This is a genomic window from Rhodosalinus sediminis, from assembly GCF_003385555.1.
Lineage (GTDB): Bacteria > Pseudomonadota > Alphaproteobacteria > Rhodobacterales > Rhodobacteraceae > Rhodosalinus > Rhodosalinus sediminis.
Window position 1 is genome coordinate 111,617 of record NZ_QOHR01000005.1, and the last position, 22,906, is coordinate 134,522.

The window sequence follows — 22,906 nt, forward strand, 5'->3', positions numbered from 1 at the left end:
GGACGCCCCGCGAGAGCGTCAAGGCGGCGCCGCGCGGCCGAGCGCCGCGCGCACGAGGGGCTCCGGCAGCGTCATGAGCGTCGCGTCGCGCGTCCAGACGAGCGCCGTCTCCACCCGCCGCTCCGGCCAAAGCCGCGCGAGCGCGGCGGCGTAGGCGCCCATCTGCCGCAGCAGCCCCTCGGGCACCTCGTCCGGGGTCGCCGGCACGGTGCGGTTCGTCTTGAAATCGACGGCCAGCACGTGCTCGGGCCCGACGAGAAGCCGGTCGATCGTGCCGTGCACCCGGCGCCCGCCGAGCTCCGGCAGATCGGCGGAGACCGGCACCTCGGCGAGCGCCTCCGCCCCGAAGAGCGGCGCCAGCGCCGGGGCGTCGAGCACCCGCTCGGCCTCGGCCAGAAGCGCGGCGATCTCGCCCTCCGCTGCGGGCTCCGGCCCCGTGCCGAGCAGCGCCCGCGCCAGCGCCGCGCGGTCCGCGCGCGCCGCGTCGGGCAGATGCTCCAGCAGGAGATGCAGCCGCGTGCCGTGGAGGAGCGCCGCCTCCTCCGAGAGCCCGGCGTCGCCCGGCAGCGCCTTCGCGCCGCCGAGGTCCGAGGGCGCGAGCGTCGGCGCGGACAGGACCGGCGCCGGAGCTTCGGTGCGAAAGCGCGGCGGGACCGTGACTGCCGGCCCCTCGGTCTCCGGCACGCCGCCCTCCGCCGGGGCGGTCCAGTCGCCGTGCTCCAGCCGCAGGCCCGGCCCCTCCTCGAAGCCGAAGTCATGGCGCGCGGCGCCCTCGGCCTCCATCCCGCGGCGCACCATGTCGTGCCAGGCGTCGCCCGATTGCCCGAGATCCCCCGCCGCGGCGACGATCAGCCAGCTTTCGGCGCGGGTCATGGCGACGTAGAGCAGCCGGTCGCGCTCGGCCTGCTCGGCCTCGGCGGCGGCGGCGCGGGCGGCGCGCTGGGTCTCGGGCTCCTCGGCCTTCGGCATGGCCCAGATCGGGCGGTCGCCGGCCATCGGCAGCGGGTCCTGGTGGTTGCGCAGGTCGCGGCGCGCGCAGTCGGGCAGGAGCACCACCGGCGCCTCGAGCCCCTTGGCGCCGTGCACCGTCATCACGCGGATGCAGTCGCCCGCGGCGTCCATCTGGCGCTTCACCTCGGAGTCGTCGGTCTGCATCCAGCGCAGGAAGGCGGTCAGGCTGGGCACCTCGCTGCGCTCCTGCGCCAGCGCCTGCGCGAGCAGCGCGTCGATGCCGTCGGCGGCCTCGGCGCCCAGCCGCCCGATCAGCCTGCGCCGCCCGTCGTGGCGGATGAGCACCCGCTCCAGAAGGTCGTAGGGCCGGAGGAAATCCGCCTGCGCCATCAGGTCGTCGAAGATGGCCATGGTCTCGGGGAATTCGTCCCGCCGCCGCGTGAGCGCGCGCCAGAGGTAGCGGTCCGTTCGCCCGTGGGCGAGGTCGAAGAGCGCCTGTTCGCTCCAGCCGAAGAGCGGCGAGCGCAGCGCGCAGGCCAGCGACAGGTCGTCCTCCGGCAGGTCGAGCACCTGCAGAAGCGCGCCGAGGTCGCGCACCGCGAGCTCCGCGCCGAGCTTCAGCCGGTCGGCCCCGGCCACCGGCAGCCCCTCCGCCTTGCAGGCGCGGATGATCTCGGCGAAGAGGGCCGAGCGCCGCTGCACGAGGATCAGCACGTCGCCTGCCCGCATCGGCCGCATGGGCCAGGGCGTGCCGTCGCCCTTGTCCTTCGGGATCGGCGTGCCCTCGTCGATCTGCGCCTTGAGCCACGCGGCGATCCGCCGGGCGAGGCGGATGTCCGGGCTCCGTTCGCTCGGCCGGTCGACGGGGGCGTACCACGGCGCGGGTTCCTCCGCGGGCGTCTTGGGCACGAGCGGCCAGAGATCGACGCGCCCCGGCATGTCGCCCTTGAAGGCGATGTGGCGCTCCTCCGGCGTCATGCCGCTGCCGGCGCGGCCGTCGAAGGTCGCGTCCACGAGGCGCAGCACCGCCTGCGACGAACGGAAGGAATACTGTAGCGCGAGCGATTGCAGCGGCCGCTCGCTCTCCGCGAGGCGGGTGTCGAAATCCGCCTGCATCCGGGCGAAGGCGTCCGGGTCCGCGCCCTGGAAGGAATAGATCGACTGCTTGCGGTCGCCCACCACGAAGAGGCTGCGCGGCACGTCGGCCCGCGCGCCCTCGCCCGAGGTGAACTCCCGCGCGAGGCGTTCGATCACCGCCCATTGCTCGGGGCTGGTGTCCTGCGCCTCGTCCACGAGGATGTGGTCGATCCCGCCGTCGAGCTTGTAGAGCACCCAGTCCGCCACCGCCGGCGCGCGCAGGAGCTCCGCGGCGCGGCGGATCAGGTCGTCGAAGTCGAGCCAACCGCGGCGTTGCTTCTCGCGCTCGTACCGCGCGAGGAAGGCGCGCGCGAAACCGTGCAGCGCGAGGGTCGCGTCGGCGGCCGCGAGGGCGAGGCGGCGCTCCCGCGCGGCCTCCACCCGGCGCATCAGCGCCTCGAGCGCCGGCATCTCATCGGCGAGCGGCCCCTCGCGCAGGGTCTTGGTCGGGAAGGCGCCGATCTTGGCGGAAAAGGGCGCCTTGGCGGTCGGACCGTTGAGGAACACGTCCTCGAGCACCGGCAGCGCGGCGAGCTCCGGCGCGCCCACCGCGCGCAGCTTCGCGGCTGCCTTGGCGTCGGTCGTCCCGCCCGTCTCCAGCACCGCGCGGAGGCGGGCGAGAAGCTCCATCTCGCCGCCGAGAAAGACGTCGGCGCGCACGCGCTCGGCGTCGTCGTCCTCCGCCAGCCCGAAGAGCGCCCGCGCGCCCGCGGCGTCGAGAGGCGGCGTGATCCCGGCGCGGCGGGACAGGATGCTGCGGCAGAGCCGGGTGAGATCGGCGTCGGGCGCGATCTCCGTCACGGCGGAAAGCTGCGCCGCGTCGGCGTCGCGCGCCATCGCCTCGACGATCTCCTCGATCAGGAGATCGCCCGCGCGCTCCTCCATCTCGGTGAAGGCCGGGCTGACGCCCGCCTCCAGCGGGAAGCGGCGCAGGAGCGCGGCGCAGAAGGCGTGGATCGTCATGATCTTCAGCCCGCCGGGCGCTTCGATCGCGCGGGCGAAGAGCGTCCGCGCGCGGGCGAGGTCGTCGGCCCCGCCGGGCCGCTCCTGCCCGAGCCCCGCGAGCGCCGCGCGCAGATCGGCCTCCGGCAGCATCGCCCATTCGCCGAGCCGCGCGAAGAGGCGGTTCTGCATCTCGCTCGCCGCGGCCTTGGTGTAGGTCAGGCAGAGGATGTGCTCGGGCAGCACGCCGTCGAGCAGCAGCCGCGCCACCCGGTCGGTGAGCACCTTGGTCTTGCCCGAGCCCGCGTTCGCCGAGACCCAGACCGAGGCGCCCGGATCGGCCGCCTGCGCCTGCGCTTCGCTCGCCGCGTCGCGGGGGGTCATGAAAGGTCCTCCGGATGGATGGGGTCGGCCTCCTCCCATTCGCCGAAGCGGGCGAGGTGGTCGTAGCCGTTGTCGTAGGGCATGCGCTCCATCGCCCGGCGCGCGGTGAAGCCCTGCTCGGGGTCGAGGTGGCGCCGCATGAGATGCGCGAACTCCGTCCAGACCTGCGCGGCGGTGACGCGGCCCTTGTCCGGGTCCGCCACCTCGGCGAGCGGCGCGGGCACCTCCTTCGGCGCGCGTCCGAGCCCGATGTAGACCGCGCGCGCCACCGGGGCGGGGCCGAGCGTTTCGAAGGCGCCCTCCTCGGCCATCGCCGCCTCGAGCAGAAGCTGCTTGTCGAAGTGAAGCTGCTGCTTCGCGCTCGGCGGGTCGCCCGTCTTGTAGTCGTAGATATGGAGCCGCCCCTCGGCGTCGCGGTCGATGCGGTCGGCCTTGCCCCGGAGCGTCACGCCGAGGTCGGCGAGCTGCGCCGCGCCGCGTTCCTCCAGCAGGACCGGCTCGGCGCGTTTTCGGCGCGCCGCCTCGCCCTCGACGATCCACGCCGCCACGCGGGCGAGGCGCGCGCGCCACTGCATCCGCGTCGCCGCCCAGGGCACCGCCCCGGCGAGGACGGCCTCTGCCGTCGCCATGAGCTCCGCGACCGTCGTGCGCTCCGGCGCGTCCCGCGTGGCGGCGACGAAGCGGTCGAGCACCTCGTGGATCGCCGTGCCGCGCAGGAGCGCGTCGGGCGGCCGGTCGAGCGGATCGAGCGGGCGCAACCCGAGAACGTGGCGCGCGTAGATCGCGTACGGATCGCGGATCAGCGTCTGCACCTCCGTCACCGACAGCGACCGGGGCCGCGCGGGCACCGGCGGGCGCGGCGCGGGCCGGCGCGCGGCGGGCAGCGCCTCCGCCTCTTCCAGCGCCGCGCCAAGCCGCAGCCAGTGGCGCCCGCGGTCCCGCATCCCGTCGAGCGCGGCGCGCCCGCCCTGATCGGGCAGCCCGTGCAGCAGGTTCGTCAGGCGATTGAGCCAGCGCGCCGGGACGGTCGGCGCCTCCTCGGAGCGCGCGGCGCGTGTCAGCCAGACCTCGCGCGCGCCGGCGGCCTGCTGAAAATCATGCGCGGCGAGCCCGATCCGCCGCTCCGGCAGGAGAAGCCCCGCGCGATGGCGCAGCGCGCGGTTGAGCCACGGGTCGGGCGCGGGCGCCTCGGGCCAGCTGCCCTCGTTCAGGCCGCCGAGGATCAGCAGATCGGCCCCCTGCACCCGCGCCTCCAGCGTGCCCCAGATGCGGATGCCGGGGTGCGGCGCCTCGATGTCGTGCACCGCCTCGCCCTGCAGGAGCGTGGCCAGCAGATCGGCGAAGGTCGCCGCGTCCATCGCGCCGCCCGCCGCGGCCTCCCGTTCGAGCCCGGCGTAGAGGGTGGCGGCCTTGCGCCCCGCCTCCCGCTCCCAGAGGGCGCCCGCGCCCTCCGCCTCCGGCCCGGCGGCGAGGCGCTCGGCCCGGGCGCGCAGCGCCGCCGCATGCCCGGCGAGCGGCAGCGTCTCCGGCGCGGCGTCGAGGCAGGCGCCGAGCCACGCCGCCCAGTCCGCCGCGGCCGGGTCGCTCATCCCCGCCGCCCAGCGCGCGAAATCCGCCGCCCCCGGCTGCGGCACCGCCTCGCGGCGCAGCCAGAGCTCCAGCTCGCGCGCCAAGCGCAGGTGGCGGTTGCGCTCCGCCCCGGAGTGGGTCAGCGGATGCCGGACGAGCGCCATGACCTCGCCCGCGCCGGGCGGGCGCGCGGCGAGCCCCGCGACCATCCGCAAAAAGCGCCCCGGCGCGGAAAGGTGCAGGGGCCGCCCCGCGCTGTCGTCGGGCACGATCCCCCACCCGGCGAGCCGCGCCTCCACCTGCCGGGTCAGCCCGCGGTCGGGGGTGATGAGCGCGGCGCTCTGCCCGGTTTCGGCCGCCTCCCGGAGGCGCAGCGTGATGGCGAGCGCCTCCTCCCGCTGGCTCGGCGCCTCGACGAGGGTGAGCCCCGCGCAGGCCGGCCCCGGATCGCCCAGCGCCGGCCCCTCGGCCAGCCACTGATCCGTCACCGGCGCCGGCCGGAGCGCGAGGGAGATCAGCCGGTTGCGCGCCGGATCGGAGAGCGCCTCCGCCTGCCAGAGCCGCACGTCGCCGGGCCGCGCGCCCAGCGCCTCCATCAGCCGGCGGAAGCGGTACTGCGGATGATCCTCCCCGCTCAGGGCGTCGCCCATGCCGTTCCAGACGGCCTCCGGCAGGTGAAAATCGAAGCCGGGCAGCACCACCGCCCCCTGCGGCAGGCGCGCCACGGCCTCCATCAGCCGCGCCACCGCCCCGCGCGAGCCGGTGGAGCCGGCGACGATCACCGGATGCGCCGGCGGCGCGGCGTCCCAGGCCGCGATGCGCCGCTCGATCGCCGCGCGCAGCCGCGCGCCGGGGTCCGGCGGCGCATCGAGCGCGGCGAGGTAGTCGCGCGCGATCGAGAGAAACTCGAGCGCGCGCTGCCAGTGCCCCGACTGGTCCGAAACGTCGAGAGAGAGGACCGTCTCCGGGTCCACCCCCTCGACCCCCATCTCGTCCATCAGCGCGGCGAGGCTGTCGGTCAGATCGAAGAGCGCGGCCTCCGGCGCGAGGTCGGGCCGCGCCTCGATCAGCCGCGCGACGAGTTGCGACAGCTCCAGCCGGCGGCGGAGCGGCGGCACCGCGGGCGGCAGGTCGGCGAGGTCTGCGGCCTCCGACAGGTCGGTGACGAGCCGGATGCGCGGCAGCAGCACCGGCGGCCCGGCGTCGAAGATCGCGCGCAGCCGCCGCGCCATGCGCTCGGTGTTCACGATGAGTTCGACCCGCGCCATCGCCTCGGGCGGGGCGCCCGCGAGCCGCGCGCGCAGCCCCGCGACCAGCGCCGCCGGGAAATCCGCGCCCGGCGGCAGGCCGAAGAGCCGGGGCGCGCCCTCCTCAGGTCCGAACACCGCCGCCCTCCGTCAGCATCGCCTCGGCCGCCGCGATCCCCTCGGGGCGGCCCACGTCGCACCAGTGCCCCGGATAGAGGAGCGCGTGCAGCGTGCCCCGCGCGATCATCCCGTCCCAGACGCGGTTGAGCGAAAAGACGCGCTCGGGCACCGCGGCGACCGGGCCCGCCGCGGTGATCTGCGCCCCGGTGAAGACCGCCCCCGGCCCGCGCGTCGCCCGCCCGTCGGGGGCGATGGCGAAATCGCCCGCGCCCGCGTGGCTCCGCGCCCGCGCGGGCGGCACGCAGAGCAACAGCGCCTCCATCCGCGCCGGGTCCCAGGCCTCCGCCAGCATCCGCAGGGGGTTCGGCCCGGCCCAGACGGCGTCCGTGTTGAGCGTGAAAACCGGGTCCGCGTCGAGCTGCGGGAGCGCCGCGCGCAGGCCGCCCCCGGTGTCGAGGATCGCCTCCGCCTCGTGTGACACGCGCACCTCCGTCCCGGCGAGATGCGCGGCGACTTGTTCGGCGCGGTAGTGGGCGTTCGCCACGATGCGCCCCGGCGCGACGCCCCGCGCGATGTCCAGCGCGTGATCGAGGAGCGGTCGGCCCGCCACCTCGATCAGGGGCTTCGGCCGATCCGCCGTCAGCGCGCCCATCCGCGTGCCGAAACCCGCGGCGAAGAGCATCACCGCCCCCCTCACGCCGCGCTCCGCGGGGCCGGAAGCTCGGCGAGCGCGCGGGCCACGCCCGCCGCCGCCGGGTGGGCGAGATCGGCCCGGAGCTGGCGCCAGACGCGCGGCATGAGGGCGAGATACCGCGGTTTGCCCGCCCCCGCCAGCCGCGCGAAGATGCCGAGGATGCGCAGGTTGCGCTGCACGGCGAGCAGCGCCAGCGCCGCCTCCGTCTCGGCCCGTGCGCGGCCCGTGGCGGCGAGCCATGCGGCGAGCGCGGCCTCCGCCGCCTCGGCCGAGACGTCGCGGCGCGCGTCCCGGGTGAGCGAGGCGAGGTCGTAGGCCGGGTGCCCGGCGACCGCGTCCTGAAAATCCAGCAGCCCGAGGCGCGCGGGCCCCGCGCGCTCCGGCAGCCAGACGAGGTTTTCGGCGTGGAAATCGCGCAGGACGGGGACCGGCGCCTCCGCCGGTAGAGCCCCGAGCGCGTCGCGCAGCACCGCCTCGGTCGCGTCCCGATGCGCCGGGGCGAGGTGAGGCGCGTAGTGCGTGAAGAGCGGCGCCACCGCCTGCGCGAGGCGCTCGGGCGTGGCGAGGGGCCAGTCGGCGGGCGGCGCGTGCCGCTGGAGCGCGGCGAGCGTTTCACCAGCGGCGGCGTAGAGGGCGGGCTCCGCCCCGGGTCGCGCCGTGGCCTCCCGCGCGACGAGCGCGTCGCCCAGGTCCTCCAGCAGCAGAAAGCCCGCCGCGTCGTCGGCCGCGTAGACCTCCGGCGCGCTCAGCCCCGCGCCGCGCAGGAACGCCGCGACGCGGCGGAAGGGGCGCATGTCCTCCCCGGTGGCCGGGTCGGCGTCCATCAGGACCGCGCGCGCGCCGTCCACCCGCGTGAGCCGCAGGTAGCGCCGCGCGGAGGCGTCCCCGGCGAGCGGAGTCACCGCCGCATCGCCCCAGCCCGCCGCGTGAAGGACCGCCGCGCGCGCCGCCTCACGCGTCATCGTGCAGGTCCTCGAGCCGCGCGGCCCAGTCGCCCGCCGACCAGCTGAGCCTCGCGCGCCGCGCCGCCCCGTCCTCCACCGGCGCGAGGGTCACGGTGAGGGCGCTCGCGGGCGCCGCCGCGCCCAGCCGCTCGGGCCATTCGACGAGGCAGATGGCGCTGCCGAAGGCCTCCTCCAGCCCCAGCTCTGCGAGTTCGTCGGGATCGCCCAGCCGGTAGAGATCGGCGTGCCAGATCGGCCCGCTTCGCCCGGCATAGGTCTGAACGAGGGTGTAGGTGGGCGAGGGGATGTCCTCCGGCACGTCCAGAAGCGCGGTGATGAGCGCGCGGGCGAGATGCGATTTCCCCGCCCCGACCGGCCCCTCGAGCAGGAGCGTGTCGCCCGGGCGCAGCCGGGCCGCGAGCCGCCGCGCGAGCGCGTCGGTCGCCTCGGGCGAGGGGAGGTGCAGCGTGACGCCGTCGGGTGCGGTCATGGCGGCAGACTACCGCCCACGCACGCCCCTGCAAGCCCGCCCGCCGGGTCAGCGCCGGGCCCCGGGCCCGTGGCCGATCCTCGGCAGCGCCGCAGTGTCGCGCGCGGCCGCGGCGCAGGACGACAGGACGCCGGCGGCGCACCGTCCCGCGCCGCCCCCGCGCGGCCGGCGGCTGGCCGCGGCTCGGATCGCGGGGGATCGCGCGCCGGGCCGCACCTCGGCGGGCGTCATGGCGCGGTCGCGACCGGGGGCGGCAGGGCGGCGGGCTGCGTTCGGCGGAACCGCGCGAGCCGGGCCCCGCCCGGCAGCGGGGTGAGCCGCAGTTCGGCGACCGCGCCGTCGCGCAGGGTCAGGCGCCCGTGCCACTGCGCGGCCTCGCCCTCCGCGTCGAGCGCGGCGCGCAGCCCCGCCCAGTCGGGTCCGGGCCGGCAGCCGGCCTGCCAGAGCGCGACGGCCTCCGCCGCGGTGGTGGCCTCGAGCCTCGTGTCGGGCGCGCCGCCCCAGAGCTCCCGGTAGGCGGCGTTGGTCAAGATGATTTCCCCCTGTGCCGAGACGACCGCGATCGCCTCGTCCAGCGCGTCGAGCACCGATTGCCCGAGTTCGAGGTCGGTGCGGAAGCGGCGGGTCAGCGAGACCTCGCTCGTGGCGTCCTCGATCACCACGGCGAGCGCGCCGTCCGCCTGCGGCCGCGCGGCGACCCGGTAGACGAGGCCGCTCGGCAGGGTCCAGCTGTCGGTGTGCTCCGCGCCGCCGCCGGGGCGCGTCAGCGCGTCGAGACGCGCGCGCCACGCCGCGGGGTCGCGGGGCGGCGGCATCACCTCCGCCTCGCGCAGCAGATCGAAGAAGGTCACGAGATCCGGCCGCGCGCTCAGCCGGTCCGCGGGCAGGCCCGTCAGGTCGAGCAGCGCCGGATTGAACAGCGCGAGCCGCCGGTCGCGGTCGAAGACGGCGAGACCCTCGGGGAGCTGCGCGAAGATCCGGGTGAGCGTCTGCACGAAGGCGCGCTCGGCGACGGCGCCCTGAACCGCGGCATCCGCGGGCGTCGCGTGGCCGAGGGTGAGCGCCCCCTCGGGCCGCAGCGTGATGTCGAACCAGCGCCGCGCGCCGCTGTCCGGCATGACGAGAGAGACGCGCCCGTCGTCCTCCGGGGTGGGGGCGAACAGGCGCGGCAGCGCCGTCCCCTCCGCCCAGCTCCGGATCTCGAGGGCGAGCGCGCGATAGGCCGCGTTGGTCCAGGTCACGCGCCCGCTCGCGTCCTCGAGCCACGCGGGATCGCTGCAGAGCCCCGCGGCGGTGCGCATCGCGCGCAGGTCCAGCCGGTCGAGCACGTCCCGATGCCGCGCGGCGGCGTCGGGCGCGCGGTCCTCGAGCGTGAGGCGCAGGAGGCCGGGCGCCTCGCGCGCGATGGTCAGGGCGCCGCGCGTATCCTCGAGCTTTCGCGGCGCGCCGTCCTCCGCCGCCTCGGCCGTGGCGGGGAAGGCGGCGAAGCGGCGCGCGAAAACGGCCGCGAGCGCGGCCCAGTCCGCGCCGCCCCCCGCGAGATCGTCGAGAAGCGCCTGCGCGGCGGGCGTCGCATCCGCCACCTCGCCCCCGTCGACGAGCAGCGCGACACGCTCCGGCGGCGCGGTCGCGGCCTGCGTGTCGCCCGGCCGCCGGCGCAGCATCGCGACGGCGAGCGCGGCGCCCGCAAGGCTGGCGGCGGTGATGGCGAGCAGCGTGTCGAGCCCCAAGTCCGTCCCCCGGTGCGCATCCCCGATCGGGGCAGGTGTGCCGCACCACGGTAAAGGAAGGGTTAAGCCCGCTGGTCCGCGATGATCCGGCGGTCCCGCCTGCGATGGCGCACGGGCGCGCCGTCGCCGCCGCCACGCCGCACGGGGCGCGCCCCCGGGGGCCGCGTCGGGATGGACGCCGCCGCGATCTGCGCGGCGCGACCGGGCGCCGAGACCCCGCGACCGGCTGCCTCGTCAGGCGGGCGCCCTCAGGCGCGGATCGGGCGGTTCTGCCCCTGCGGCACCGGCGTTTCGCCGCGGATCGCGTCGATCTTGCCGCGCGGCCAGACGACCTCGACCAGCGCGCCGCGCGGGGCGTCCGCGCCGGCGCCCGGCTCCCCGCCATTGGCGAAGGTGAGTTCCGCGCCCGAGCGTTCCAGCAGCGTCTTGGCGATGAAGAGGCCGAGCCCCATCCCCTCGTAGCCCGGCCGCGCGCCGCGTTCGCCGCGCCGGGTGCGCATGAAGGGCTCGCCGATGCGCGACAGCATGCCCGGCGGGAAGCCGGGGCCGTCGTCGGCGATGCGGATCCAGATGCGCGCGTCGGTCCAGCCGCATTCGATCCGCACCGCCGATTCGGCGAAATCCACCGCGTTCTGCACGAGATTGCGCAGCCCGTGGATGATCTCCGGCCGGCGCAGCACCGCCGGCTGCGCGCCGTGGGCGGTGCGCGCCGCGGCGCGCTGGATTTCCTTGCCGCGGTCCTCGTGCGGCTCGACAGCCTCGCGGACGACCTCCTCGAGCGGGGCCTGCTTCACGTGCAGGTCGTCCTTCCCGGCGCGACCCATGGAGCGCAGGATGTCGCGGCAGCGGTCGGCCTCGTTGCGGATCAGCGCCGCGTCCTCGCGCAGTTCCGGGCGGTCGTCGAGCTCCTCCAGCAGTTCGGCGGAGGTGAGCTTGATCGTGGCGAGCGGCGTGCCGAGTTCGTGCGCGGCCGCGGCGACCACGCCGCCGAGATCGGTGAGCTTCTGCTCCCGCGCGAGGGCCATCTGCGTCGCGGCGAGCGCGTCCGACATGGCGTGCATCTCGCTGCTGACCCGGCGCGAGTAGATCGACAGGAACACCAGCGCGATCACCAGCGCCACCCATGTGCCCGCGAGCAGGAGCTCGGGCTGGCGCAGGACCTCGCCGTCGGGGGCGCGGAGCGGGCGGGCGGTGAGCGCGAGGAGCGTGACCACGGCCACCGCGACCGTCCCGAGCAGGGTCGTCGCGCGCAGCGTCAGCACCGAGGCCGAGACGGTCACCGGCCCGAGCAGCAGCAGCGCGAAGGGATTGTGCAGCCCGCCGGTGAGGTAGAACAGCACGCCGAGTTGCAGGATGTCGAAGAGCGCGAGCGCCGCGGTCTCGCGCTCGGTCAGGCGCTTGGTCTCGGGAAAGACCACCGTCGCGATCAGGTTGACGATCACCGCCGCCCCGATCGCCGTCAGGCAGAGCCCGAGGTCGAGCGGGATGCCGAGGCCCCACTGCGTGATGACGACCGCCGTGAGCTGCCCGGTGATCGCGATCCAGCGCAGCAGGATCAGCGTGCGCAGACGGATCCAGTCGCGCCGGCGCTGCCCCGGCAGGAGGGAGAGGTCGGTGTCGGACATGCGCGCTTTCGCTCCCTTGCGGCCCCGCCGCTGTCGCTTAAGTAGGGGACGCCTCGGGATCAATCCAGGTGCGACGGCGGAGGACGCGATGAGACGACTGAGCGCGATCGTGACGGCGGGCCTGATCGCTGGCGCGGCGGGCGCCGGCGCGGCCGCGGCGGACGGCTGGTTCTCCGGCCTGTTCGGCGGCGGGCAGGAGGACGCCTTCGCCGAGTGCCGCGGCGGTCAGGTCGCCGGCGGCGCGGGGCAGATCGGCGGGCCCTTCACCCTCGTCAACGCCGAGGGCGAGACGGTCACCGACGAGGAGGTGATCACCGAGCCGTCGATCCTCTACTTCGGCTACACCTTCTGCCCGGACGTCTGCCCGCTCGACACCGCGCGCAACGCCGCCGCCGTCGATATCCTCGAAGAGCGGGGGCACAGCGTCACGCCGGTCTTCATCTCGGTCGACCCGGAGCGCGACACGCCGGAGGTCGTCGGCGATTTCGCCGCCAACCTGCATCCGAAGATGGTCGGCCTCACCGGCTCGCCCGAGCAGGTCAAGGCGGCCAGCGACGCCTACCGCACCTTCTACAACGTGCGCGACGCGGGCGAGGACGAGTTCTACCTCGTCGGTCACTCGACCTTCAGCTACCTCGTCCTGCCGGAGCACGGCTTCGTCGATTTCTTTCGCCGCGACGAATCGCCGGAGGCGATGGCCGATCGCGTGCAGTGTTTCATCGAAGCGGGATAGGGTGACGCGGGGTCGCGATTTGACGCGGGCGCGCGCGCGGGCTAACTGCTTGGGTGCGAAAAACCCGAGGGTAGTCCCGTGGCCGAGGCACAGAAACCCGATCTTGGGCCCGATCCGTCGCTCCTGATCCTTGACGACGACGAATCGTTCCTGCGGCGTCTGGCGAAGGCGATGGAAAAGCGCGGCTTCGCCGTGGACATCGCGGGCTCCGTCGCGGACGGCAAGGCGCGCGTGACGACCAATCCGCCGGCCTACGCGGTGATCGACCTCCGGCTTGAGGACGGCAACGGCCTCGACGTCGTGGAACAACTGCGCGAGGCGCGGCCCGATGCGCGGATCGTCGTGCTCACGGGCTACGGCGCCATCGCAACGGCGGTGGCCGCGGTGAAGGCCGGCGCGACCGACTACCTGTCGAAGCCCGCCGATGCCGGCGACGTGACGAACGCGCTGCTCGCCATGACCGAGGACATGCCGCCGCCGCCCGAGAACCCGATGAGCGCGGACCGCGTGCGCTGGGAGCATATCCAGCGGGTTTACGAGCTCTGCGATCGCAACGTCTCCGAGACGGCGCGGCGGCTCAACATGCACCGCCGGACGCTGCAGCGCATCCTCGCCAAGCGCAGCCCGCGCTGAGGCAGCTCAGGGCACGCGGAACCACCGCCAGACGCCGATCAGGTTGATGCCCAGCAGGACGAGGTTCTGCAGGGCGAGCGCCGGCGCGCCGTCGATGACCGCCGCGGCGATCCAGGTCACGGCCGCCACGCTGAACAGCACGAAGCCCCAGGCCGTCTGCCGCGGCGGGCCGCGCCACGCGACGAGGCCCGCCGCCGCCATGGTGGCGAGCGCCGCCGCCCAGCGCAGAAGGTCCGTCTCCACTCCCATCGCTCCCCGTGAAGCCCCGTCCGGCGTGGGCGGTTCCGTCAGCCCGTCTGCGACAGGAGCGCCGCGTGCCGCGCGAGATAGGCGGCGCGCACCTCCGCCGGCGGGCGCGGCGCGATGCGGTACCCGGCGAGCGCGGGCGGCGGCCGCCCGAAGAAGCGCGTCGCCTCGGCCTCCGAGAAGCCGGCGATCTGCACCGCCTCGAGCCAGGCGCTCACGCGGTCGGCGCGCTTGATCCGCTGCTTGACGGTCTTCGGCAGCTCCGCGGGCAGACCGAAGCGCAGGTGGATCGCCACGGCGAGCCGCGCCTCGAGTTCGCCGTAGCCCGGCCCGACCGCCGCCTTCACCGGCGAGATCATGTCGCCGATCACGTATTCCGGCGCGTCGTGCAGCAGCGCGGCCAACCGCCAGCGCGCGGGCGCGGCGGCGAGGCGGCCGAAGATCTCCTCCACGAGGAGCGAGTGCTCGGCCACGGAATAGGGCCAGTCGCCGAGCGTCTGCCCGTTCCAGCGCGCGACGAAGGCGAGGCCGTGCGCGATGTCGTCGATCTCGATGTCCACGGGCGTCGGGTCGAGCAGGTCGAGCCGCCGCCCCGAGAGCATCCTCTGCCACGCCCGCGGCGGTGCGTTGCGATCTGCCATGCGATCCCTCCGGAGCCGAGGGCTAGGCCCGCCGCGGCCTGCGCGCAAGGGGCGACGCGGCGGACGCGGAGGGTGGCGCGGGGGCCGGCGCGCCGGCCGGATCGGGGGGTTGACATGCCCTTGCGTCACGAAATCCGCCAATCCCGCGCGGGGCGGGCCGGGGATGGAATATTTGTTTTTTCACATGGGCTTGCCGGCGGGTCGCGCCGCCTGAACCTGCGTCCGATCTGCCCGTTTCCGTGGCCGTTTCGCCACGCTGCATTGCCGCGAAGGCCCCTGAATGGTAGGAGCCCCCCATCCCTAAACAGGACAGGAGCATTGGCACATGCCACGTGATTACGTCGTCAAGGATCTGTCGCTGGCCGAGTTCGGCCGCAAGGAGATCGAGATCGCCGAAACCGAGATGCCCGGGCTGATCGCCCTGCGCGAGGAGTACGGCGACTCGAAGCCGCTCGCCGGCGCGCGCATCGCGGGCAGTCTGCACATGACGATCCAGACGGCGGTCCTGATCGAGACGCTCAACGCCCTCGGCGCCGACGTGCGCTGGGCGTCGTGCAACATCTTCTCCACGCAGGATCACGCCGCAGCGGCGATCGCCGAGGGCGGCACGCCGGTCTTCGCCGTCAAGGGCGAGACGCTCGAGGAATACTGGGACTACATCGACCACATCTTCCACTTCGAGGAAGGTGGCGCGAACATGATCCTCGACGACGGCGGGGACGCGACCCTCTACATCCTGATCGGCGCGCGCGTCGAGGAGGGCGAGGACGACCTGATCGCCGTGCCCACCTCCGAGGAGGAGGAGGCGCTCTTCGCCCAGATCCGCAAGCGCATCTCGGAAAGCCCCGGCTGGTTCGTCAAGCAGCGCCACATGATCAAGGGCGTCACCGAGGAGACGACCACCGGCGTCAACCGCCTCTACCAGATGATGCAGAAGGGGCACCTGCCCTTCCCGGCGATCAACGTCAACGACTCGGTCACCAAGTCGAAGTTCGACAACAAGTACGGCTGCAAGGAAAGCCTCGTCGACGGCATCCGCCGCGCCACCGACACGATGATGGCCGGCAAGGTCGCCGTCGTCATGGGCTACGGCGACGTCGGCAAGGGCTCGGCCGCCTCGCTCCGCGGCGCCGGCGCGCGCGTGAAGGTGACCGAGGTCGATCCGATCTGCGCCCTGCAGGCGGCGATGGACGGCTTCGAGATCGTCACCCTCGAGGACACGCTCAAGGACGCCGACATCTTCATCACGACGACCGGCAACAAGGACGTCATCCGTCTCGAGCACATGCGCGAGATGAAGGACATGGCGATCGTCGGCAACATCGGCCACTTCGACAACGAGATTCAGGTCGCCGCCCTGAAGAACCACAAGTGGACCAACATCAAGGAACAGGTGGACATGATCGAGATGCCCTCGGGCAACCGCATCATCCTCCTGTCGGAAGGGCGCCTGCTGAACCTCGGCAACGCGACGGGGCACCCGTCCTTCGTGATGTCGGCCTCGTTCACCAACCAGGTGCTCGCGCAGATCGAGCTCTTCTCGCGTGGGGAGAACTACGACAACGAGGTCTACGTGCTGCCCAAGCACCTCGACGAGAAGGTGGCGCGCCTGCACCTCGAGAAGATCGGCGCGAAGCTCACGAAGCTCGATCCCGAGCAGGCGGCCTACATCGGCGTCAGCCCCGACGGGCCGTTCAAGCCGGAGCACTACCGCTACTGAGCCCTCGGGCCTCGATGAACCCGGCACCCGGCGCGGTCTCCGCGCCGGGTGTTTTCGTTTCCGCGGCCGCCTGCGGCGGCGGGGCCGGGCGATCCCGGCGCGCCCTCGGCCCGGCGGGCGCGTCCATCGCCCCCGCCTGACGCGCCGGGACGCGGCGCACGGCTCTTGAGACAAATGCGCGGCATTCCCTGTTTGGTGCCGACCCGGCGGTTGCGTTACCGTTCCGGTGCGTGGCCGCTCCGGGCCGCGATCTCGCAGACGACCGTCGGTGTGTGGGAGCGCCGGGGGTGACGGAGGGTCCCGGTCGCGCGGGGCCCTCCGCTGCCCGGGGGGTCAGGGCTCGGTCTCTCCCATCGCGCAGACGATGCGCCATTCCTCTTCCGTGACCGGCTGCACCGAAAGCCGCGGGCGCCTGACCAGCGCCATCTCCGAAAGCCGCGGCTCCGCCTTGATCTTGGCCAGCGTCACGGGCCGCGCAAAGGGGCGGACGGCCTTCAAGTCCACGCAGTCCCATTTCGGGTCGTCGGCGGTGCTGTCGGGGTGCGCCTCGGCGATCACCTCCACGATGCCGACGACGGCCTTCTCCGTCTGCGAATGATAGAAGAAGCCGCGGTCGCCCGCCGCCATCTCGCGCATCATGTTGCGCGCCTGATAGTTGCGGACGCCGTCCCATTCCTCGCCCGCGTCGCCCTTCGCCACCTGATCGTCCCAGGACCAGGCGTCGGGTTCGGACTTGAACAGCCAGTAGCGCATCGCCCTCTCCCTCATTCCTCGCGCAGCGGCCGCGCGAGGAGCGTCTCCATCGCCTCGTTCAGCGCCATGCGCCCGTCGAGCACCGCGACGACCGCCTCGGTGATCGGCATCTCGACGCCGAGCCGCCGGGCGCGCTCCGCCGCCGCGCGGGCGGTCGCCGCGCCCTCCACCGTTTCGGCGGCCTCCGTGCCCTGTGCGCGGCTCTCTGCAAGCCCCATGCCGAACCGATAGTTGCGCGAGCCCTCCGAGGTGCAGGTCAGCACCAGATCCCCGAAGCCCGAGAGCCCCGCCAGCGTCGCGGGCGCCGCGCCGAGCGCCTGCGCCATGCGGTTCATCTCGGCGAAGCCGCGCGTCATCAGCGCCGCCCGCGCGCTCGCGCCCAGCCCGGCGCCCATCGCGGCGCCGCAGGCGATGGCGATCACGTTCTTGAGCGCGCCGCCCAGTTCCGCGCCGGTCACGTCCTCGGTGCGGTAGAGCCGGAGCGTCGGCGTCGAAAGCTGCGCCTGCAGCCGCGCGCCGAGGTCGGGCTCGGCGCAGGCCAGCGTGAGCGCCGTCGGCAGCCCGGCGGCGATGTCGGCGGCGAAGGAGGGGCCGGTCAGCACCGCGCGCGGCGCCTCGGGCACCACCTCGGCCAGCACGCCCGCGGGGCCCAGCGTCGTGCCGAGCTCCACGCCCTTGCAGCAGGCGACCAGCGGGCGGTCCGCGAGCGCGGCGGCGTGCCGCTCGGCGAGGGGGCGCAGCCGCTGCATCGGCACGGCCAGCAGGAGCGTCCCGGCCGCCGCGGCCTCGGACAGGTCGCCGGTCGCCCGCAGCCCCTCGGGGAAGCGAGGACCGGGCAGGCGGCGGGCGTTCTCGCGCGCGGCCTGCATCTCGTCCGCCCCTTCGCGCGCCCAGAGCGTGACGGGCCGCCCCGCGCCCGCGAGCACGATGGCGAGCGCCGTGCCGAAGGCCCCCGCGCCGAGGACGCCGACGCTCATGCCTTCGCCCCTTTCCGGCCCCCGCCGACCAGCGCGGGGCTCCGGTCATCGAGCGGCCAGCGCGGGCGCGCGGCGAGTTCCGGCCCGTCGCGCCGGCCCGCGCGGTAAAGTTCCGCCCCCGCGTAGGCCACGATCGCCGCGTTGTCGGTGCAGAGCTCGAGCGGCGGCGCGACCCAGGCGGCGCCGGCCTCCGCGGCGACGCGTTGCAGCGCCGCGCGGATCGTGGCGTTCGCCGCCACGCCCCCGGCGACGGCGAGCGCGGGCATCCCGCTCTCGGCCAGCGCGCGGCGCGTCTTTTCGGCCAGCACCTCGGCCACCGCCGCCTGAAACGCCGCGCAGAGATCGGCGCGGTCGCCCCGCGTCAGCCCGCCCTGCGCGGCGACCCGCCGGTCGCGCTGGCGCAGCACGGCGGTCTTCAGCCCCGAGAAGGACATCGCGCAGCCCGGCTTGTCCAGAAGCGGCCGGGGCAGCGGAACGCGCGCGGGATCGCCCGCGGCGGCCTCGCGCTCCACCGCCGGGCCGCCGGGCTGCGGCAGGCCGAGGAGGCGCGCGACCTTGTCGAAGGCCTCCCCCGGCGCGTCGTCGATGGTCCCGCCGAGGCGGGTGAAATCCTCCGGCCCGCGCACCTCCAGAAGCTGGCAGTGCCCGCCCGAGACGAGAAGCATCAGGTAGGGATAGGCGAGCCCGTCCGTCAGCCGCGGCGTCAGCGCATGCGCGGCGAGGTGGTTCACCCCCACGAGCGGCAGCCCGGCGCCCGCCGCGAGCCCCTTGGCCAGCATCACGCCGGCGAGCACGCCGCCGATCAGCCCCGGCCCGGCGGTCACCGCCACCGCGTCCATCTCGCCGAGGGCGAGGCCCGCGTCCTCCAGCGCGCGGCGCACGGCGAGGTCGAGCTTCTCGGCGTGGGCGCGGGCCGCGATCTCGGGGACGACGCCACCGAAGGCCGCGTGCAGATCGCCTTGTCCGAGCACCACGGAGGAGAGGATGTCCGCCCCCCCGGCGCCCTGCTGGACCACGGCCGCGGCGGTGTCGTCGCAGCTGCTTTCCAGCCCGAGTATGGTCAGCCTGTCGCCCATCGTCCGCGCGCCCGCCGGGAAAGGCTCTTGCTACCACCCGCGCCCCGGCCCCACAATCCCGCCCGCATGGCCGAGACCCCGACCCTCCTGCTCACGCGCCCGGCCGAGGCCTCCGACCGCTTCGCGGCGCAGCTGCACGGCATCCTCGGCGGCGCCATGCCGCGCGTCCTGACGGCGCCGCTGATCCGCGTGGACTACGCCGGCCGGCTGCCGGAGATGGCCTCGGTCGCCGCGCTCGTCTTTACCTCCGCCAACGGGGTGCGGGCCTATGTCGCGGCGGGCGGGCCGCGGGGCCTGCCGGCCTGGGCGGTGGGAGAGGCGACTGCGGAGGCCGCGCGCCGCGCCGGGCTCGCGCCCCGGACGGCGGGCGGCGACGCGCGCGCGCTGGTCGAGACGCTGACGCAGGCGCGGCCGGGGGGGCGGCTCCTGCACGTGCACGGCGAGCACGCGCGCGGCGAGGTGGCGCAGAAGCTGCGCGCGGCCGGCCTCGACGCGGAGGAGGCCGTGCTCTACCGCCAGATCCTCCTGCCGCTGACCGATGCGGCGGCGCAGGCGCTCGACGGGGCGGCGCCGGTGGTCGTGCCGCTTTTCTCGCCGCGCACCGCGGCGCAGTTCGCGGCGCAGCACCGGGGCCGCGCGCCGCTCCTGCTCGCCGCGATGAGCGCGTCGGTGGCGCACCGGGTCGCGCATCTGCCCGCCGCGCGGCTCCTGCAGGCCGAGCGGCCGGACGCCCCGGCGATGCTCCGCGCCGTCGTGTCGCTGCTCGATCACGCCGCACGGCTTGAGGGACCGGAACCCGGCGGGTAAGCTGCCGCGCGGCGGTGCTTCGGCCGTCGGGGAATCGAGAGGGACGACGCGGTGGCGAGGAAGAACAGGCGCCGGGCAGCCGGCCAAGGCGATCCGAAGCCGGCGGCGTCCGGCGCGCCGTCCCCAAAGGACCGGCCGGACACGGGCCCCGAAGGCGAGATGCCGACCGGCGCCGCCAGCCCCGAGGCGCAGCCCGACGCCACGCCCGAGACCCCTGCCCCCGAGAGCGAGACCGAGACCGAGGGCGCCGCGGCCACGGAGGCCGCGCCCGGCCCGGCCGAGGGCGCCGACGCCACCGAGCCGGGCGCGACGGAGGAGATCGCCGCCGGGGCGGCCGCCGTCGAGGCGGTGCCAGAGGCGCCGGGGGCCGATGAGGCCGCGACAGCGGCCGAAGAGGCCGGCGAGAGCGTGCAGGAGGCCGCGACATCCTTCGCGGAGACGCCGGAGGGCGAGGCGCCCGAACCGCAGGGCGCCGCATCGGAGCCGGCCGACACGGACACCGATAACGAACGCGCGGATGGCGGCCGCGACGAGACCGGCAGCGACAGCGTGACGCCTGAGCCTGACGACGCCGCGGCGACCGAGGGCGCGACTGCCGACGCTGCAGCGACCGAGGACGCAACCATCGGCGACGCCGCGACGGAGGCAGAGCCCGGCGCGACCGACGACACGGCGACCGGGGCAGAGCCCTCCGCGCCGACCGCCCCCTGGGCGGCCGCGGCGGGCGCCGGGGCGGCGAGCGCCGCAGGCGGCGCCACCGCCGACAGCGCCGGCGCCCGCGAGGCCCGGTCGGACGCCCCCCCGCGCGAGGTGATCGTCAGGCGCGGCGGCTTCGTGCCCGCGCTGATCGGCGGGCTCGCCGCCGCCGTCGTGGGCTTCGCCGCCGCGCGCTATGTCGTGCCGGAGGGCTGGCCCTTCCCTGGCGTGGACACGCCCGATTTCCGGGCCGAGACGCGCGCCGCGCTCGACGCGCAGGCCGAGGCCGTCGCGGCCCTGCGCGAGGAGATCGCCGCGGCCGAGCCCGATCTCGCCCCGCTCGAAAGCCGGATCGACGCGCTCGACGCCGGGCTCTCGGAGCTCGGCGCGCGCGTCGGCGACCTCGCCGCCACGCGCGACGCGCGCTTCGCCGAGATCGAGAGCCGCCTGACCGCGCTCGAGAAACAGCCAATGGAGGGCGCGCTCTCGGAAGAGGCGATCGCCGCCTACGAGCGCGAGCTTCAGGCGCTGATGGATCAGGTCGCCACGCAGCGCGCGGAGATCGAATCCATCGCCGACGACGTGCTCGCCCGCGAGGCCGACGCGCAGGCGGCCGCGCGCCGCGCCGCGGCGCTGGCCGCGCTCTCGCGCGTGACAGCGGCGCTCGATGCCGGCGCGCCCTTCGCCGGGCCGCTCGCCGATCTGGACGACGCGCTCGAGCGGGCGGTGCCCGATCCGCTGGCAGCCGCGGCCGCGGACGGCGTGGCCACGCGCGCCGAACTGGAAGAGAGCTTCGCCCCCGCCGCGCGCGCCGCGCTCGCCACGGCCCGGTCGGCGGAGGCCCCGCCGGACGATCCCGCCGACCGCGTCGGCGCCTTCCTGCGCGAGCGGCTGGGCGCGCGCTCCGTCGCCCCGCGGGAGGGCGACGATCCGGACGCCGTCCTCTCGCGCGCCGAGGCGGCGCTCGACGCCGGCGACCTGGGCCGCGCGCTCGAGGAAATCGATGCCCTGCCCGAGGCCGCGCAGGCCGAGCTGGCCGACTGGGCCGAGGCCGCGCGCACGCGGCACGCGGCGGTCGAGGCCGCCGACACCCTCGCCGAGACACTCAACGAAGAATAGGACGCCGATACATGCTCTGGTCCCTGCTCAAGATCCTGTTCTTCGTCGCCATCGTCGCCGCCGCCGCCTATGGCGGGCTCTGGCTCATGGAGGCCGAGGGCGGCGTGCGCATCGTCGTCGCGCAGACCGAGTTCACGCTCGGCGCGCTCGAATCGGCGATCGCGCTTCTGGTGCTGCTGGTCGCGCTCTGGGTGATCCTGAAGCTCGCCTCGCTCCTCGTGGCGACGCTGCGCTTCATCAACGGCGATGAGACGGCGCTCAGCCGCTATTTCGACCGCAACCGCTCCCGCAAGGGGCTGAAGGAGCTGACCGCGGCGCTCAACGCGCTCGCCGCCGGCGAGGGGCGCGAGGCGATGGTGGAGGCGCGCAGGGCGGCGAAGCACCTCGACCGCCCCGAGCTCGCCAACCTGATCACCGCGCAGGCGGCGGAGGCCGCGGGCGACGACCGCACCGCGCAGGAAATCTACCGCAAGCTGGTGGAGGACGACCGCACCCGCTTCGTCGGCGTGCGCGGGCTGATGAAGCAGAAGCTCGCCGAGGGCGACACCGACACGGCGCTCCAGCTCGCGCAGCGCGCCTTCGCGCTGAAGCCGCGCCACGAGGAGACGCAGGACCTGCTCCTCCGGCTTCAGGCGGGCGCGCACGACTGGTCCGGCGCGCGCCGGACGCTCGCCGCGAAGCTCAAGCACGGGGGCCTGCCGCGCGACGTGCACAAGCGCCGCGACGCGGTGCTCGCGCTGTCGCAGGCGAAGGACGTCCTCGACGAGGGCAAGGACGTCGCGGCGCGCGAGGCGGCGATCGAGGCGAATCGCAAGTCGCCCGACCTGATCCCGGCGGCGGTCATGGCCGCGCGCGGCTACATCGCGCAGGGCAAGGGCAAGAACGCGACGCGCCTCCTGACGAAGGCCTGGGCGGCGCAGCCGCATCCCGACCTCGCCGCCGCCTTCGCCGAGATCGCGCCGGAGGAATCGCCCGACGCGCGGCTCAAGCGGTTCCAGATGCTGGTCAAGACGAAGCCCGAGCACCGCGAGTCGAAGCTCCTGCTGGCGGAGCTCCACATCGCCGCCGAGGATTTCCCGGCCGCGCGCCGCGCGCTGGGCGATCTGGTGGAGAGCGACCCGGACGTGCGCGTGCTGACGACGATGGCCGCGATCGAGCGCGGCGAGGGCGCCTCGGACGCCGTGGTGCAGGGCTGGCTCGCCAAGGCGGTGACGGCGCCGCGCGGGCCGCAGTGGGTCTGCAGCAAGTGCAACGCGATCCATGCCGAGTGGGCGCCCGTCTGCGAAAGCTGCGGCGCCTTCGACACGCTCGCCTGGACCCGTCCGCCGGAGCAGGCGGTGGCGACCCCGGTCGGCACCGGGATGCTGCCGCTCGTCGTCGCCGGCGCGGGGGACGCCGACACCTCGGATGATACGGCGCGCGACGCCGTGCCGGAGGCGGAGACCGTCGAGGGGACGGCCGAGACGGAACGCGCGACGTAAACCGTCGCGGCCCGAAAAAGGGGGCTTTTCCCTCGCAGACCGCGGTGCTAAAGGCTCCGCCCAGACGGCCGGTGTAGCTCAGGTGGTAGAGCACGTCATTCGTAATGATGGGGTCAGGGGTTCGAGTCCCTTCACCGGCACCACATTCCTCCCACATGATCGATGACGCGGGCGACACGCCCGGCAGCGCC

18 protein-coding genes and 1 tRNA gene are annotated in these 22,906 nt (G+C 75.0%); 7 read left to right on the plus strand and 12 right to left on the minus strand.

The window, feature by feature from the left end; all coding sequences use genetic code 11:
* Positions 1-18: 18 nt before the first annotated feature.
* From addA to regB, 7 genes are all read right to left on the minus strand, one after another.
* On the minus strand, positions 19-3,414 hold the full coding sequence (addA, locus tag DRV84_RS06325; RefSeq protein WP_115979039.1) for a double-strand break repair helicase AddA: 3,396 nt from the start codon (positions 3,412-3,414) through the stop codon (positions 19-21).
* Positions 3,411-6,368 carry a double-strand break repair protein AddB gene (addB, locus tag DRV84_RS06330; RefSeq protein WP_115979040.1) on the minus strand — a complete coding sequence of 986 codons (2,958 nt, stop codon included), beginning with the start codon at positions 6,366-6,368 and terminating at the stop codon, positions 3,411-3,413. The genes addA and addB overlap by 4 nt, the downstream gene beginning before the upstream one ends.
* On the minus strand, positions 6,355-7,047 hold the full coding sequence (locus tag DRV84_RS06335) for a nucleotidyltransferase family protein (protein WP_115979041.1): 693 nt from the start codon (positions 7,045-7,047) through the stop codon (positions 6,355-6,357). Before DRV84_RS06335 ends, addB begins: the two co-directional genes overlap by 14 nt.
* Entirely contained in the window at positions 7,044-8,006 is a 963-nt protein-coding gene (locus DRV84_RS06340) for an aminoglycoside phosphotransferase family protein (protein WP_115979042.1), read from the minus strand. Before DRV84_RS06340 ends, DRV84_RS06335 begins: the two co-directional genes overlap by 4 nt.
* Positions 7,996-8,478, minus strand: a complete 483-nt coding sequence (tsaE, locus tag DRV84_RS06345; RefSeq protein ID WP_115979043.1) for a tRNA (adenosine(37)-N6)-threonylcarbamoyltransferase complex ATPase subunit type 1 TsaE — start codon at positions 8,476-8,478, stop codon at positions 7,996-7,998. Before tsaE ends, DRV84_RS06340 begins: the two co-directional genes overlap by 11 nt.
* A gap of 227 nt (positions 8,479-8,705) precedes the next feature.
* On the minus strand, positions 8,706-10,208 hold the full coding sequence (locus DRV84_RS06350; RefSeq protein WP_115979044.1) for a PAS-domain containing protein: 1,503 nt from the start codon (positions 10,206-10,208) through the stop codon (positions 8,706-8,708).
* A gap of 248 nt (positions 10,209-10,456) precedes the next feature.
* Positions 10,457-11,833: a sensor histidine kinase RegB gene (gene regB, locus DRV84_RS06355; protein ID WP_115979045.1), complete on the minus strand. Its 1,377-nt coding sequence runs from the start codon at positions 11,831-11,833 to the stop codon at positions 10,457-10,459.
* Positions 11,834-11,921: 88 nt separating this feature from the next.
* On the opposite strand from regB, the gene DRV84_RS06360 reads away from it, so the two are divergent.
* Positions 11,922-12,566: an SCO family protein gene (locus tag DRV84_RS06360; protein WP_115979046.1), complete on the plus strand. Its 645-nt coding sequence runs from the start codon at positions 11,922-11,924 to the stop codon at positions 12,564-12,566.
* A gap of 78 nt (positions 12,567-12,644) precedes the next feature.
* Complete coding sequence (locus DRV84_RS06365; protein WP_115979047.1) at positions 12,645-13,199, plus strand: ActR/PrrA/RegA family redox response regulator transcription factor; 555 nt, start codon at positions 12,645-12,647, stop codon at positions 13,197-13,199.
* Positions 13,200-13,205: 6 nt separating this feature from the next.
* Here the strand turns inward: DRV84_RS06365 and DRV84_RS06370 are convergent, their stop codons facing one another.
* Both DRV84_RS06370 and DRV84_RS06375 read right to left on the minus strand, forming a co-directional pair.
* Positions 13,206-13,442, minus strand: a complete 237-nt coding sequence (locus DRV84_RS06370; RefSeq protein ID WP_115979048.1) for a hypothetical protein — start codon at positions 13,440-13,442, stop codon at positions 13,206-13,208.
* 44 nt (positions 13,443-13,486) lie between these two features.
* On the minus strand, positions 13,487-14,086 hold the full coding sequence (locus tag DRV84_RS06375) for an HD domain-containing protein (protein WP_115979049.1): 600 nt from the start codon (positions 14,084-14,086) through the stop codon (positions 13,487-13,489).
* Positions 14,087-14,411: 325 nt separating this feature from the next.
* Between DRV84_RS06375 and ahcY the strand changes: the two genes are divergently transcribed.
* Positions 14,412-15,806, plus strand: coding sequence for an adenosylhomocysteinase (gene ahcY, locus DRV84_RS06380; protein ID WP_115979050.1), 1,395 nt, complete (start codon positions 14,412-14,414; stop codon positions 15,804-15,806).
* A 333-nt stretch (positions 15,807-16,139) separates the two neighbouring features.
* On the opposite strand, the gene DRV84_RS06385 is transcribed toward ahcY, so the two are convergent.
* The 3 genes from DRV84_RS06385 to tsaD are packed head-to-tail and all read right to left on the minus strand — an operon-like array spanning position 16,140 to position 18,612.
* On the minus strand, positions 16,140-16,559 hold the full coding sequence (locus DRV84_RS06385) for an EVE domain-containing protein (RefSeq protein WP_115979051.1): 420 nt from the start codon (positions 16,557-16,559) through the stop codon (positions 16,140-16,142).
* 11 nt (positions 16,560-16,570) lie between these two features.
* Positions 16,571-17,536, minus strand: a complete 966-nt coding sequence (locus tag DRV84_RS06390; RefSeq protein WP_115979052.1) for an NAD(P)H-dependent glycerol-3-phosphate dehydrogenase — start codon at positions 17,534-17,536, stop codon at positions 16,571-16,573.
* Positions 17,533-18,612, minus strand: coding sequence for a tRNA (adenosine(37)-N6)-threonylcarbamoyltransferase complex transferase subunit TsaD (gene tsaD, locus DRV84_RS06395; RefSeq protein ID WP_115979053.1), 1,080 nt, complete (start codon positions 18,610-18,612; stop codon positions 17,533-17,535). The genes DRV84_RS06390 and tsaD overlap by 4 nt, the downstream gene beginning before the upstream one ends.
* A 66-nt stretch (positions 18,613-18,678) precedes the next feature.
* Here tsaD and DRV84_RS06400 point away from each other — a divergent pair, with 66 nt between their 5' ends.
* From DRV84_RS06400 to DRV84_RS06415, 4 genes are all read left to right on the plus strand, one after another.
* A complete protein-coding gene (locus tag DRV84_RS06400) occupies positions 18,679-19,419 on the plus strand; it encodes a uroporphyrinogen-III synthase (RefSeq protein ID WP_115979054.1) in 741 nt (246 codons plus the stop codon).
* A gap of 159 nt (positions 19,420-19,578) precedes the next feature.
* Entirely contained in the window at positions 19,579-21,234 is a 1,656-nt protein-coding gene (locus DRV84_RS06405) for a COG4223 family protein (protein WP_115979055.1), read from the plus strand.
* Between the two features lie 11 nt (positions 21,235-21,245).
* On the plus strand, positions 21,246-22,715 hold the full coding sequence (locus DRV84_RS06410) for a heme biosynthesis protein HemY (protein ID WP_115979056.1): 1,470 nt from the start codon (positions 21,246-21,248) through the stop codon (positions 22,713-22,715).
* Positions 22,716-22,782: 67 nt separating this feature from the next.
* Positions 22,783-22,858, plus strand: a tRNA-Thr gene (locus tag DRV84_RS06415).
* Positions 22,859-22,906 lie beyond the last annotated feature (48 nt).